19 protein-coding genes are annotated in these 13705 nt (G+C 41.3%); 2 read left to right on the top strand and 17 right to left on the bottom strand.

What is annotated here, in order from left to right; translation table 11 throughout:
* Positions 1-65 precede the first annotated feature (65 nt).
* The 7 genes from BGL89_RS19820 to BGL89_RS19790 are packed head-to-tail and all read right to left on the bottom strand — an operon-like array spanning position 66 to position 3953.
* Entirely contained in the window at positions 66-728 is a 663-nt protein-coding gene (locus tag BGL89_RS19820; RefSeq protein WP_286827240.1) for a Na(+)/H(+) antiporter subunit B, read from the bottom strand.
* Positions 728-1270, bottom strand: a complete 543-nt coding sequence (locus BGL89_RS19815; RefSeq protein ID WP_046662752.1) for a DUF4040 domain-containing protein — start codon at positions 1268-1270, stop codon at positions 728-730. Before BGL89_RS19815 ends, BGL89_RS19820 begins: the two co-directional genes overlap by 1 nt.
* A gap of 8 nt (positions 1271-1278) precedes the next feature.
* The gene (locus BGL89_RS19810) at positions 1279-1548 is read right to left on the bottom strand and encodes a monovalent cation/H(+) antiporter subunit G (protein WP_158199043.1); all 270 of its coding nucleotides are present in this window, start codon (positions 1546-1548) and stop codon (positions 1279-1281) included.
* A complete protein-coding gene (locus tag BGL89_RS19805) occupies positions 1545-1796 on the bottom strand; it encodes a hypothetical protein (protein WP_002739224.1) in 252 nt (83 codons plus the stop codon). Before BGL89_RS19805 ends, BGL89_RS19810 begins: the two co-directional genes overlap by 4 nt.
* Positions 1793-2176: a Na+/H+ antiporter subunit E gene (locus BGL89_RS19800; protein WP_286827237.1), complete on the bottom strand. Its 384-nt coding sequence runs from the start codon at positions 2174-2176 to the stop codon at positions 1793-1795. Before BGL89_RS19800 ends, BGL89_RS19805 begins: the two co-directional genes overlap by 4 nt.
* Entirely contained in the window at positions 2173-3609 is a 1437-nt protein-coding gene (locus tag BGL89_RS19795) for a cation:proton antiporter (RefSeq protein ID WP_286827235.1), read from the bottom strand. The genes BGL89_RS19800 and BGL89_RS19795 overlap by 4 nt, the downstream gene beginning before the upstream one ends.
* Positions 3606-3953, bottom strand: coding sequence for an NADH-quinone oxidoreductase subunit K (locus tag BGL89_RS19790; protein ID WP_286827234.1), 348 nt, complete (start codon positions 3951-3953; stop codon positions 3606-3608). Before BGL89_RS19790 ends, BGL89_RS19795 begins: the two co-directional genes overlap by 4 nt.
* A gap of 49 nt (positions 3954-4002) precedes the next feature.
* Between BGL89_RS19790 and BGL89_RS19785 the strand changes: the two genes are divergently transcribed.
* Positions 4003-4200, top strand: a complete 198-nt coding sequence (locus tag BGL89_RS19785) for a hypothetical protein (protein ID WP_286827232.1) — start codon at positions 4003-4005, stop codon at positions 4198-4200.
* A 248-nt stretch (positions 4201-4448) separates the two neighbouring features.
* Here BGL89_RS19785 and BGL89_RS19780 read toward each other — a convergent pair whose 3' ends face one another.
* From BGL89_RS19780 to BGL89_RS19745, 8 genes are all read right to left on the bottom strand, one after another.
* Positions 4449-4874: a hypothetical protein gene (locus BGL89_RS19780; RefSeq protein WP_286827231.1), complete on the bottom strand. Its 426-nt coding sequence runs from the start codon at positions 4872-4874 to the stop codon at positions 4449-4451.
* A complete protein-coding gene (locus BGL89_RS19775) occupies positions 4861-5172 on the bottom strand; it encodes a hypothetical protein (protein ID WP_286827230.1) in 312 nt (103 codons plus the stop codon). The genes BGL89_RS19780 and BGL89_RS19775 overlap by 14 nt, the downstream gene beginning before the upstream one ends.
* A gap of 175 nt (positions 5173-5347) precedes the next feature.
* Positions 5348-5692, bottom strand: a complete 345-nt coding sequence (locus BGL89_RS19770) for a type II toxin-antitoxin system PemK/MazF family toxin (RefSeq protein WP_002752537.1) — start codon at positions 5690-5692, stop codon at positions 5348-5350.
* Complete coding sequence (locus BGL89_RS19765; RefSeq protein WP_002734063.1) at positions 5685-5876, bottom strand: hypothetical protein; 192 nt, start codon at positions 5874-5876, stop codon at positions 5685-5687. Before BGL89_RS19765 ends, BGL89_RS19770 begins: the two co-directional genes overlap by 8 nt.
* Before the next feature lie 51 nt (positions 5877-5927).
* A complete protein-coding gene (locus tag BGL89_RS19760) occupies positions 5928-6386 on the bottom strand; it encodes a hypothetical protein (protein WP_286827229.1) in 459 nt (152 codons plus the stop codon).
* Between the two features lie 27 nt (positions 6387-6413).
* Positions 6414-7460, bottom strand: coding sequence for a class 1 fructose-bisphosphatase (gene fbp / locus BGL89_RS19755; RefSeq protein ID WP_286827228.1), 1047 nt, complete (start codon positions 7458-7460; stop codon positions 6414-6416).
* Between the two features lie 271 nt (positions 7461-7731).
* Positions 7732-8514, bottom strand: a complete 783-nt coding sequence (locus BGL89_RS19750) for a DUF3153 domain-containing protein (protein ID WP_286827227.1) — start codon at positions 8512-8514, stop codon at positions 7732-7734.
* Between the two features lie 2 nt (positions 8515-8516).
* The gene (locus BGL89_RS19745) at positions 8517-10769 is read right to left on the bottom strand and encodes a ribonuclease R family protein (protein WP_286827226.1); all 2253 of its coding nucleotides are present in this window, start codon (positions 10767-10769) and stop codon (positions 8517-8519) included.
* Between the two features lie 409 nt (positions 10770-11178).
* Here BGL89_RS19745 and BGL89_RS19740 point away from each other — a divergent pair, with 409 nt between their 5' ends.
* Positions 11179-11955, top strand: coding sequence for a slr1353 family protein (locus tag BGL89_RS19740; RefSeq protein WP_286827225.1), 777 nt, complete (start codon positions 11179-11181; stop codon positions 11953-11955).
* Positions 11956-12267: 312 nt separating this feature from the next.
* Here BGL89_RS19740 and BGL89_RS19735 read toward each other — a convergent pair whose 3' ends face one another.
* A complete protein-coding gene (locus BGL89_RS19735) occupies positions 12268-13464 on the bottom strand; it encodes a DUF4377 domain-containing protein (RefSeq protein WP_286827224.1) in 1197 nt (398 codons plus the stop codon).
* A 34-nt stretch (positions 13465-13498) separates the two neighbouring features.
* On the bottom strand, positions 13499-13705 hold a 207-nt coding region (locus BGL89_RS19730), incomplete at its 5' end, for a hypothetical protein (protein ID WP_286827223.1).

Below are 13705 nucleotides of genomic sequence, written 5' to 3'. Positions count from 1 at the left end.
ATGTCAAGTTGAGGGCTTTTGTCAAGCTTTTTTAAGCAACTTTCTTCTATTTGTCCATCTACACTTCACAATAAACCGCGATAGCGGATAAAAACGAGGATTACTGCCCAGGAACCTAAAGCTACTTTAACGGCGACTAAAATGTTTAGTATAGGTAAAATGCCGCCACTAAATAGCGCACCTAATTCCCCGTGGGGTAACTCAAATCCTGAGAGACTAATAGCGGCTAAAACAATAAAAACTAAGACGGAAATTTTCTCCCATGTTGCCGCTTGCCAACGGCGATAAATTGCTTGCATCCATTCAGGAGACGAGGTAATGGCTATTAAGCCAATTGCTGTACCTCCGGCGACTCCGGCGGCAAAACCTCCCCCCGGACTTAAATGGCCGCGGATAGCTAATTCAATGCCCACTAAAGCGGCAATTGTTGCCCCTAAACGGGCTAAAATAATTGAAGGTTGGTCAGTAAATTGATGGATTTTACTGACGGGTTTTTCGGTGGCTAAAAGAAAATTTGCCCCCATAATGGCAATGGTAAAAACAATCACTTCATAGATGGTATCGTAGAGACGATTACGGAAAATCACCACCGAAACCGCATTAGGAACACCACCGTCGCGCACCAGGGATTCAACAATTTCTAAGGATGATACAGAGGAAGCAGTATTCGGAATAATTACCATTTTGACAGCGAAGGCAATGGCGGCTAGAGTATAAATCCATTTCATTAGTGTTTCTCCTCTAATTTTGGGGTTTCAATACAAGTTAAAATCGTGTTTGCTGCCGTTAATTCATTTTTAAAAATATCGTAGAGATAGGGTAATCTAATTGTGGTTTCGTAGGGGATAGTTTCCGGATTGTCTTGACGGATACAGACGGCATGAATATCTTTATCCATAAGTGCCTGTTGCAAAGCTTGTTTATCACTGTAGGCAACTAATTCTAAACGCATAAAACGTTTACTTAAAACCGTTTGTAGTTGAGTTTTTAACTGTTCTAAAACTGTATCGGTTTCCTCGGCAATTACTCCTAAACGCATCACTAAAGAGGAACGAATCGCCACCGCGTAGAGAGTTACGGCTAACATGGTTCCCATTAAAGCTTCGGTTAAAGACACATCTGCTGCCCCTAATAAAGCATAAACTAGGGCGGCTATTGCCCCTAAAACTCCGCGAATTACTAAAGCTTGGTAGGGATTGGATTGTAACATTACCATCGCTGCAGTTAAAGGCAAGAGGGCAACAATAACATAGAGATAACTTTCATTCATCTTTAATTTTACTCTCGCTCGCTAGAAGTATAAGCTAAAACGTAGCCTAACATGGTGTTCCAGATAGCTAAGGAAATTATTGCCAATAATAATAAAGGCCAATTTTGGGGAACTTTCAAAAGTAGCCCGAAAATAATCGCCATGGAACCTAATGTATCAGCCACAGATAGACCGTGTAATTTATATAATACCGAGCGCTTGTCTAAAAGATGCGCCGTTCCCCAAAACCAGAAAAAAACTCCGATAGCGATACAGATATAACTCAAAATGTTAATCATGATTCGTTCAGTCGTTTAAGAATTTGTGCTAATAACATAAAACCGGCATTACCGACACTGAGAATAATCACGGCTACCACTCCAATCATCCAATCATCCCGCAGAACTGAAACTACTAGAATAATAATCGATGATTTACTGGAAGCACTGGCAAAGGCGGCCATTTTTTGCCAGATGTCATCATTTTTTGCCACTTCATAAAGGGGAATTAATAGGGCGACAATCATGGCAATGAGAACAATATTCATCCCTGTTTACTCCGTTTAATTAGATGAACTTCATAACCCTCATTTTCCTTATATTCGGTGACGATAGTTTTCGGGGTAAAAGTAATGAGAAATATGTCCCAAAAAGCCAATCTGGGTGAACGTTTACCTGAAATTCTCTCTAAAATAATTTCTTCTTCCTTGTGGGGACGAAAGATAATTTCAAACGCTTCCATATAAGCTTGGGGAATAGCCATCAAAACTTTAATTATTACCTTTAACCAATCGCCTAAAGTTTCGCTAGAGGCGAAATTACGAGGCAAAAGAAAAGCAATAGCTACCCCGATCATAATATTAGCAGGTGTGAAATTAGCGGTGAGCAAAAACCACATAGTTAAACGCAGAATTATATGTCCAATCATGCTAAAACCATCCAAAACAATAGAACTAACATTACACTCATCATGCCGACGAGATTATCAAATTGTTCCAAGGATCGCGATAATTTCAGGGATAACTTTTTGAAAACTCCCAGATATAACCACCACCCCGCACCGATGACCGCTAAAGCTTTGATAATATTGGGTAGATTATAAGCTTCCACATAGACGGCATTGGATAAAAATAGGGCGGCAAGGAGCAGAATTATTGCTATCCAGAAACCGATAGTTAGCTTCTGTTTACTTTCGCCACCTGCGTGGGGTAAAAAGATAAATTTAGCAAAGGAAATCGCCGTCCCCACCGCCACAAGATTGATCATAATCTCTTGCCAGGGGACTAAATTTTTCATCGTTAACGCTTTTGCCCCAAAACCGGATAATAAGGGGAATCCAGAGATAGAAAAACTAGCAACCACTAGGGCAATCCAGAGGGAATTAGGGAGCGATTGTTGCTGCAATTCTTTAAAATTGCGACTGGGTAAAACTCCCGCTAACAGAAATAGGCAAGATTTAACTAAACCGTGGGTAAGGGTATAAAAACCACTGACTACCGGGGCGGCTAAAATAAAACCTAATTGGGAAATAGTATGGAAGGCTAACATCCGCTTGCTATCCTTTTCAAACACTGCATAGGATACGCCAAAAATCGCCGTTAGCACCCCGAAAAGCCGAATTAGGACATCCAAATCCTCTAGGATTAAAGCACAGCGCAGGAGGGGAAAAATGCCGGCTTTTACCACCACCCCCGACATCAGCGCCGAGACGGAGGTTTCCGATTCCGAGTGTGTCATCGGTAGCCATAATCCCGAGACAAAGATTCCCCCTTTGACTAATAATCCCATGAAGATTAAAGCCAAGGCTTCGGGAGGTGCGTCCTTTAAACCGGCAAAAGCAAAGGAATTATTGGCTTTATAGACTAAAACTGCGCCAATAAGGTAAAATAACATCGCCACATTGCTGATAAACAGATAACGCAGGGCAACCCAGAGAGAGCGATCGCTGCGAGGATAGGCAATCACCAGAAAAGCGGCAATACTAATTACTTCTAGGGCAACGTAAACGCTAATAAAATCTTCACAGACGAAGACAGAGTTAATACTGCCGTGGAGAATGATAGCTTGAGCGTAAAAAAAGGCGGTTTTGCTACTTTCCCAGTTATAAAAGATCACCGCCATCGTCACCAGGGCATTGGTGAGGATAAAATAGGCACTTAACTGATCGGCTACCAGTCTCACGCCATAATTATCCAGTAGGTTGAGGGTTATGGGGGAGGATTGGCTAAACAGAAGGAGAGAATAGGCGAGAGAGATAACAGTGGTGGCAATAGCCAGATATTTGTCTAATCGCGGCAATAAATAGATGATAAAGCCGATAAAAAAGGGTAAACTTATCCAAGCGATCGTTAAAGTATTCATGGTGTATTATTCTTCTCAATCTCAGCACTGTCTAGGGTGGGGTTATCTTTGGCTAATTTCATTACTCCCACCAGCATTAACGCCTGAATGGAAAAACCGATGACGATCGCTGTTAAAATCACTGCTTGGGGTACAGGATCAGCGTAATTTTGTTGTTTAACTGTACCGAGGATGGGAGTAAATAAACCGTCACGGGAAGCTATCACCACATAGTAGGCGATAACGCCCGTACTCATGACATCCATGGCGATAATCTTCATGATTAAGTTTTTTTTCAGGAATGTTCCCAAAAATCCGCACAAAACGGTGGCGAATACAAACAACTCTAGGAGGGGAATCGTCACTGGGCTTCTTGATTAGATTTGGTTATGAGTCAAAATACTTTTTCTAATTATGGTTCTTCGTTACTTGGTATGGTTCGATCAGGGGGCAACAATTGGCAAAAATCGAAGCAATGTCTTTCTATATAAGGGTTTCACCCCTTATAACTCCCGTCCATTGCATAACACAAACCGAAGAACCCTAATTATCCTCGATCGAGTGCCAATTTATCAAAAAATTCTCAAGATTATGGGGGGATTTCTCCTGTGACAGATAGATTGTTTTGGATCTATAATTATTATTGAAAAAATAAAAACAAGCGGTTTCGCTTTAATAATGTATATCTTGCCAGAGGGAGCAATCAGTAATGTTTTGGAAATCTTTGATATTTTTGGTAGCAATAATAACCCGACGATTGGGATATTTTTCTTTGATTAGAGTCCAGAATTACAATCACTCTTTTAATCCCATCCCTTAACTTTTATCAGATTTTCTAACTGTTCTAAGCGAGATTTTGCTCATGCGATTGCTGGCTGATTTTTTTGTTTCTGCACTTGATCAGTATCGGATTTATTCGAGGTATAAAAGTCTGTCCAATTGAGAGGTTTAGTTTCTTGATTTTCGTATTCTTGTATTTGCCAGAGGATTGCCCTAGCAGTATGCTTTAAAGAGATTAAAACTTGCTTAAACTGACTTGTTTTCTCTGGTTGCAAGCTAGGATCATTTAAAAAAGCCTTGGCGATCATCTTAAAAGATTCTAGGGAGTTGTGGGGAAAATAGCCAATATATTTTTCTATTATTATCTCTGAGAGGATGGTAAGACCGAAGCAAATACGATTATATTGAGCGGATTTATCTGTTGATTTTAATAAAGCATTTAACAGTATTTTCTTCACTCGAATTAACTCGATAAAACCCTGTAAATAATTATCATAATAGGCCATTTTTTAAGCTATCAGCAGACAACAATTCACAATACTTAGCTTGAAACTTTTTTGTTATTGGTTGATATTCAAGAGAATAAATATTCTCCGCTTGAGGTGGAGTTTGAGCTGCTCTGATTTTTTCTATAACTTCAGTAATTTTTAAATAATCATTTTGATATTCCTTGGGTAAATTAAGGGATTGATCGGAAGTAAATAGTCTTTCTAAATCTGCTTTTAAAAAACTTATTTCAGCTAACATTTCTTCACTGCTAACTAGCGGCAAAGATAACAGCAAATCTTCTGTAGTGATCATCATGATTTAGATAGCTCCTTAAGAACAATCCATGTTCTCATACTAGAATAATTATCCCAAAGGGATTCGATTGTATTTAGGGATTGCTGAATAAACCTAAACACCCCACACCCCACGAAAAACTTTTTGCCGCAAACCCTAACTATTGATTATGTTTCCGCTGCAACTAGCGCACAGACTAATCTTCGCTTTCTTGATCATTCCTCTCTTCAAACCCTAGCCAAAAAAGTAACGCATTCTCAACCTCCATCATTTGCTCAGATGTCAGATTTCCTAATTTACGCAAAAGCTTTGCATGGGGAATTGTAACGATGTTTTGTACATCAAAGACTCCTTCTCTAAGGAAGCGAGCTTGGACTTTCACTTCAAATCTTGAACCACGAGAGCTTGTTGTATGTGGAACCAGAGTCGCTAAGGCACGCTCTTGATTGCGCGCAGGAATACTGATAACCAAACAGGGTCTGACTTTGGCCACATAACCCAGATCAACCAGCCAAACCTGACCACGATCAGGGCTATCCATAGGAAGCTTCCTGATCGTCTAATTCTAGAAAAATTCCCTCGGCATTGAGGACTAGATCTTCATCAGATAAGGGCGGAAAATCCAGGTGAATTGTCCGCTTCAGAATCTCTAATAGCAAATCTGAGCGCTCTGAGTCTGTCAAGCGGTCAAAGGTATCTAAAAGTTCCTGAACTATAGCAGTCATAGCGGTTGCCCTATATCTGCTCAATACTATAACACAAGCTTAACAAGGCTCTTAGTCATTGCTTGACAGCCCCAATAAATTCTGAATGTAAGTTTGGAATCCCCCCAAACCGCCATCGTCATCCCAACGCTGTCTGAAAGTTGGTAACTTCTCCAATTCCATCACCTTCCCACCCTGATACCTGACTCGATAATCAAACATCGCATCTGCTTTGGCTGATACAGGTGGATTATCAAAATCAATAGCCCAAAGCACCTTAACAATTCGATAGATGTCATAATCATCCTTGCCAATTTCACGTTCGGCTTTGCAGTCGAGAACTTTTACTAAATGGGTAACATACCCTCGCTGTCTGAGTAGTATCAAACTATCTTTTTCGGGTTTATTGGCATTGACTTCATCATCTTTCCATGCCAGTTTGAAGGAATTAGAAACCTTATATTCCCGATATGCCCATGTACCATCGTGTCGCCTTACATTTTTAGTCCACTTCAGATATTGTAAATCCATGTCAATATCTCTAAATAAAACTATAAGTTAAACTCCATCGCGATGACGGCGATCGGCGATAAAAGACTCCACCAATTTAACATCTTCAACACTACCGATCACTAAAGGTGTGCGGGTGTGTAATTTATCGGGAACGATATCTAAAAGATTTGTCACCCCATCACTAGCTTTACCTCCTGCCTGTTCAATTAAAAAAGCAAGGGGGGCAGTTTCATAAATTAAGCGCAATTTTCCCTGGGGATTTTTAACAGTACCCGGATAGAGAAAAACACCACCCTGCATTATAATTCGATGGATATCTCCCACTAATGCCCCACTGTAACGGGCCGTGTAACCATCATGACGGTGGACATAACGGGTATAGTCGCGAATTGCCTCATCCCACTGCCAAAAATTGCCCTCATTGGTACTATAAATCGGCCCATGATCAGGGATAATAATATTCTCTTGGGCGAGGATAAATTCCCCTAAACTGGGGTCAAGGACAAAGGCATGAACACCGCGACCGATCGAGTAAACTAAAATAGTCGACGGTCCATAGAGAATATAACCGGCGGCTATTTGTTTACGACCATTTTGCAGTAAATCCCGCGCCTCTCCGTCTAAATCATTGTCTTCCTGTTGACGGATGGCAAAAATCGAACCGACATTAAGATTAATATCCACATTGGAAGAACCATCGATCGGGTCGTAGAGTAGGGTATAGCGACCGATGGGGCAGTTTTCTGGAATATAATAGGGTTTATCCATTTCCTCGGAAGCAAGACGGCAAACTAAACCACTTTGCTTAAAAACCGAGATAAATACCTCATTGGCAAAAACGTCCATTTTCTTGACTGATTCCCCTTGGACGTTTGTTTCTCCAGTAAAACCTAGTACATCCGCCATTAATCCCGCTTTACTGAGACGACGGGCAATTAATTTCCCCGCTAGGGCAATTCGACTCATAATTGCGCTTAAATCCTGCGCGTCGGGGGAAAAACTTTGTAGTTGTTGCAGGACGTGACGGGAGAGGGTGGTACAATCTCGATCGAGGCTATGTTCGGGGATAGAAAAGGGAATATTGCTAACCATAACTGTAATTGCCAGTAATAAAGTAAAAAAGGGAAACCCGTATAGTCTCAATTGTGACTATAATTTGATCCTAGCCAAGATTTTCCCTATTGCTGGCCAATTTTTAGATCAGTTTTAGAGTTGGCTAATTTTCCCCTCATTGATCATTAAATTTTGGGCAATAAGTAGCTGGTTATAATTAAATTGAAGATAAATTTTGGGTTCGATCCCCCCTTGATAAGGGGGGTGTCTGACAGTTTTTAACACCTAACTACTTACTTGCCCTCTCAATTTAAGTCGATGGGGATACACCGGGCAAGCGTTTATATTTCAAGTAATAGGCAAAACCTGTTATTAAAACAATAACTATTGTGCCGATACCTAAATAGTTAGGAACAAAAAAAGCTGCCGCAATGGTGTTAATGTCTCCCGGTTTTAAATGCCAAATTAACTGATCATCAACTTTTTCTACCGGGGGATTTAATCCTGAGTCATCTTCAATATTTTGACCAGCTAAGGGAGTATTTAAAGCGAAGTCGATAGCGACTAAAGAACCGGGACTAACGATAATATTTCCCTGTTCAGAAAGTACACCTAAAGCCCGCAGATCAACGGTTAATTTTAAGTTTTTCTGAGTCAAAAAGAAGCAATCTTGTTCTGTAACTGCCAGTTTTGAATCTAGTTGCAATAACTTAAGATCATCAGTATCGGCGGAATTTTTGATTTTAAAGGAAGAACTAGGATCAAAAAATTGATTGAATTTTTCCTCTAATTCCTGACCATTACTAAAGGGAATAGTCACAATTATTTCTCGTTCGGAAATATGAGCGGTTTTCCCCTTAAGTAATTTTGCCCTCTGTTCGATACTATTTAACCATTTAGTGGCTTCGGTTTGACTGAGACTGGTTAAACGTTGTCCGAGGGTGATATGTTGAATAATTTCCCCGTGGTGTTGGTGGGGGAAATTAATGCCCACATCGTAACGGACACAGCCAGTTAAAAAGAGAAAAATACCGCATAAAAAGGGCAGAATAAAGCGGGTTTTCCCGATTTTTTCGGTGGTTGGTTGATTCATAATTAATCTTCTTCTAAGTCGTCATAACTTGCTGAACTGCCACCGCTAACCGTAACTAGATCGATTTGCTGACGATAATAGTCTACATCTTTTACTTCCACTTCTACCTCATCACCGAGACGATAGGCAACGCGATTTTTCCGTCCTACCAAACAGCTATGACGAGCGCGATATTCATACCAATCATCCTTGAGAGAAGAAACATGAACCAACCCTTCCACTAATAAATCGGAAATTTCCACGAAGAAACCATAGGATTGTACACCGGTAATTAAGCCGCGAAAAACTTGACCCATTTTTTCTTTCATTTTCTCGGCTTTTTTCAATCCTTCTAGGTCTTGTTCCGCATCTTCAGCAATTTTTGAGCGATCATTGAGATGGGAAACAATTAGGTGACTTTCTTCTTCTAACTCCTCCTGAATTTGACTTGGTAGAATATTCCAATGAATCTGTCCATGACAGCTATTACTGCCCAAATTAACCCCGACTTTGACGATTTTGCTGCGGCGATCTTTCCCCTCTGTTAATAAGATTTTTAACACCCGTTGTACCCAAAGATCGGCATATCTTTGCAGGGGTGATAGACAGTGGGTATAATTGCCAGGATAAGCCAAACCAAAATGGTGTAAAGGATGGCTGCTATATCTAACTAATTTGAGAGTTTCTTGCAGGAGATAATTGAGGACTTTCACCGATGTGGAAGTGGAAAAAATGCGGGTGAGATTTTGATAGTCATTGGGTTTAATCTCCTCCTCGGCAGTTAAATTTAATTCTGCCCCTAAATTATTGGCTAATTTGAGTAAATCCTCCAATTCATCCCAATCCGGTTCCGATTGTCCACAGTAGATACAGGGTAAGTTTAAAGCTTGCAAATGTTCAGCGACGACTTTGCCGGCTAAAATTGCCACTTCTGTCAGTAAAGAACGGGCCGGTAAATTATTAGAAGCGAGAACAGTCCCCCCCCGTCCTTCGTCTTTGTAGGGAGAGATTTTGTCTAATTGAATATCAAAACTACCCCGCTGCAGACGTTGGGATTTTAGGGTGGGGCAAACGCTAAAAAATAAATCTTTCAGGGTTTCAACGGTATCGGTGGGGGCAGCTTCGCTATCTTCTTCACTGAGCAGATCGCGCACCTGTTGATAGGTAAAATGTTGATCCACTTGGATGAGGCTGCGGGTGATTTCGTACTCCACTAGCTCCCCCTTGTCATCGAGGGTGACGAGGATAGAAATAGCGGGGCGCTGTTCTTGCGGTGACAGGGAACAACGACTGGTAACGGCAGCTGGGACTAATGGCAGCACTTTTTCGCCTAAATAGACGGCAGTTCCCCGTTTTTTGGCAACTTTATCCAATAATCCGCCCCGTTCAATGTAACGGACTACATCGCTGATATGAATGGCGACTCGCCAGCGATTTTGGTTGATTTTCTCTAAAGAAAAGGCATTTTCAATGATTGGGGGATAATCCAGGGGGTTGTCATCTTCGATGGTAAAGGTGAAGAGTGGGGTTAAATCTCGCAGTTGTTCTTTTTCGCCACTATCGAAGAAATCCGCTAAATTATCGGCAATTTCAAGGGCTTCCGGCGGAAAATTATGGGGTAGATCGTGTTTACAGGAGACGATATCCGTGTCGGCAGCGGCCTCGGCCGTGGAACCGAGAACGCGAGTAACTTTACCGATGGGAGGCATTTCCCCTAGGGGATAACGGAGGACGGAAACATGAACGAGGTGATCGATGTTTTCTTGGAGGTTTTGACCATTTTCGAGGAGATTAAGGGTAAATTTCAGGCGATCATCCAGGGGAACCGCCACAAACTGCTCATTTTCCTGTTTTACTTGCGCTAGAAGCGAAGGATTAGCTCGTTCGAGAATTAATCTCACCTCTCCCTCCGGGGAACGACGACGGGTCCCCTCGCGGATGATTTTGACTAAAACTCGATCGCCATTCCAAGCGTTACTTAAATGATTTTTCGAGACGTAGATGTCATCAGCATCTTCGCTATCTTGGATAGCAAAGCAAAATTCTTTACTGGAACAGCGCAGCTTTGCTTCTACGATATTTTCCTCGATCACACGACGATAGCGCCCGCGTTCTTTGGCAACCATTCCCAGACGTTCTAAAGCATCGAGAATCACTTGCAATTTTTCGCAGCTTTCGGGATCGTCTTCGCAGCCCAGTTTTTTTTCGAGAAGTTTACCCGTAGCTAATTTATCATCACTAAGATGAGAGAGGAGTGTGGCGATCGAGAAGTCCATCTGACAATAATCCTTACTTACAAGACACTGACGGAATCGTGAATAATTAAGTTTAAATACTTAATAATGAGAAGATTGATTTAAACCATTGACTCCAGAGATTATCTCTATCGGGCTAATTGCGATCGCTGGTGGTGACAGTGAAGGTAAACTGACCAAGCATCGAACACCCGAACCTATCGAAGCCTTCGTTAGTATAAGCCAATAGCGAACACCGGTAAACTTTTCGGCGATCGCTAGTCTTTCTGGCAGAAGCTTCAGCCTAGTAGAATCTTGTTACTGTGGGCAAGGCTAATCCTAGAACTGAAAATTTTATCTAACCTTTAATCTTAGCAAGAACTTGCTACATTTTTCCAGAATTGCGATAGAGTATTCTAATATAAGTACAAAAGAACTCGAAAAAGTCACCATGCTGCAAAAGTTACGCCAACGTTACCCCCAAGTTGCCCTGATTAGTGAGTTAGTTCAAATCGATCACGGCAAGTATATTGTGAAAGCGATCGTCGAAATTGAGGGAAAAACGGTCGTTACAGGTTTAGCTGCGGCAGATACGGTGGAAATAGCCGAAGATAGAGCCAGAGAACGAGCTTTACTGCTTTTAGAGGCTGAAAGCACCCCCGATCTCCAGCTTGTGGAAAAAATCAGCCCCAATAATATTTCTCTACCAGAAGATTTACCTAAACCCGTCGCTAGTGCCAAAAAATCGACCAAAACGGCTAAAGTCACTGAAATACCTCGTCCTGAAGCTAAAATTGAACCAGAATTACCTCAAGTTAAGGATATTCCCCCAGCCAAAATTGAACCGGAATTACCCCAAGTTAAGGATATTCCCCCAGCTAAAATTGAACCGGAATTACCCCCAGTTAAGGATATTCCTTTACCAGAACCAGAGCCTTTATTATTAGAAATGGAAACCGATAATTACTCCTTATTATCAGAATTGCCAGAAGAAGCGAGTTTAACTGAAGAAGAACCCCCAGAACCAGAACCAGTTGTTGTTATTCCCGAAGAAATCGATTATTCAGTTCTTAAAACTAAAATTGATGTGGAGATGAAACGATTAGCTTGGACTACAGAAAAAGGTCGGGAATACCTGATTTCTACCTATGGCAAAAAGTCCCGTTTACTGCTAACTAATGAGGAGTTATTAGAATTCTATAACTACTTATCTAGTATCAGTGCCTAATCACTAAACCTGCTGCATAAATCAAAAATCTTCCGTTAAGTGAGGAGTCAAGAGCCAGTATTCTCCGAGTCAGGAGAAGAAGTAAAGAAATAGATTATTTCCTGGCAGTAGAAAAGCGATCTTTTTCTGGAAAAATCGTTAAATTAAGGACTTTAAGAGCAAGTCTGCGATTAAAAACTCACTTTTGCGGGAGATATAATAAAAAAGGAAGCTATTAACTGCCAGTCTTTTTCTCCCTATCTCCCTGATAACTGATAACTGATAACTGATAACTGATAACTGATAACTGATAACTGATAACTGATAACTGAATTAGTTTCTCACCGCTTCTGTTTCCACTTCTTTGGGAACAACAACTGGCACTCCGCTGACTGTTTCGATTTGATAAATAACGCGACTTAATTGGGAAGGACAACAGAGAGGATCCGTGTCTTTATAGCGATTAAAAACCACAATAATTCGATCGCTATTTTGTAAAACAATTCTCTGAGATGCTCCATCAGCGCGGGAATCCATCGGTCGCGGGGAAAGAGTGCCAGCGAATTTACCATCGACAAAAACAAAGTCTTGATAACCCATCGGTCGGCACATTCCATCCACTCCACTCATGGCCGAAATAACGCTAGTTTTACCATAGGTTTGCACGGCTCCGTACAGTAACCATCCTGCTTTATTAAGCGCTTGATCATTGGCAGTAATTGCCGGACGAACCTGTTCACGACACTGGTTATCGATCACGGTTTTAACGGGAGATTTGGGGATAGGTGCCTTGGCTTTATTCCAATTAGTTAACGGTCGATCAAACCAAGCTCGCGGAGTCTCTTTTTCTGGGGTTTGGCTAATAACTTCTAATAGCTTCCATGTTTCCGAATTTTGATTATTAGCTGGATTGGAGACGGTTTCAACGCTAACTTTAATTTGATATAAAAATCCTGGTTTATAATCAAATCCCTCGATGCTATTAGGGAACAATCTCCAGTTTTCCTCTGGTTTTTCTCGCATCTGTAAACAGTCTTTGGTTGGGCCTTGGCCACAGGGTTGTTTCCTAGAATTGATATAAATTGTCTTTTCCGTGCGCGTGGTGGTCGGTGCGGGGGTAAAAGTGAGGATTCCTAAACCTTCGGGAGTACGATAAAATAATTGTAAATCGCCTTTAGCTGTCACTTGGAATTGTTCCACTCCTTGCAAGGCAGCGAGATATTGATTTTCTTGTTTCATCTGCGGTTCCGGACAAGCTTTTTTGGTAGTAGCGATCGCTTGTTTGATCTGGAACGTGCCATTATTGACTTGATAGCCGGTATTATACTGGTTGCATCCGGCCGAACCACTGAGGATATTTTTCTGGAAAGCGGCAGTAATTTCCGTTTCTTTGACCAAACTTCCGGCTGTCCAACCCCTTAGTTTCCATCGAGTCCCCTCCAAAGGGGAAGTATTAGCGATCGCTACTTTCCCCGCTAAAGCACAACTTAGGGCAATTGTCAAGAAAATTCCCGTTTTTTTGGCGTTCAAAATTGCTATTCTCCTCGTCAAAGCAACAATTGTATTATGGCGTGGGGTAATCGACTGAGTGGTTAGGATAATTTTTAGGATTTCTCTTTCTGACCATCCCGTGACGGATTAAGAGAGAACAAGTTCCCTCAAACCTTAACCCAGTCAGAAAGTCATCGAAAATTTTGGGTCTGAAACCCCGTCGTTCTACGACGGCTTTACCGTTAAATACTAGCGCATTTACCAAATATATGCTAAAATG

The organism is Microcystis sp. LSC13-02 (genome assembly GCA_002282935.1).
In the GTDB taxonomy this organism is placed as follows: domain Bacteria; phylum Cyanobacteriota; class Cyanobacteriia; order Cyanobacteriales; family Microcystaceae; genus Microcystis.
Note: the sequence above shows the minus strand (reverse complement) of the source record. Positions and strands in the feature narration are given on the sequence as shown.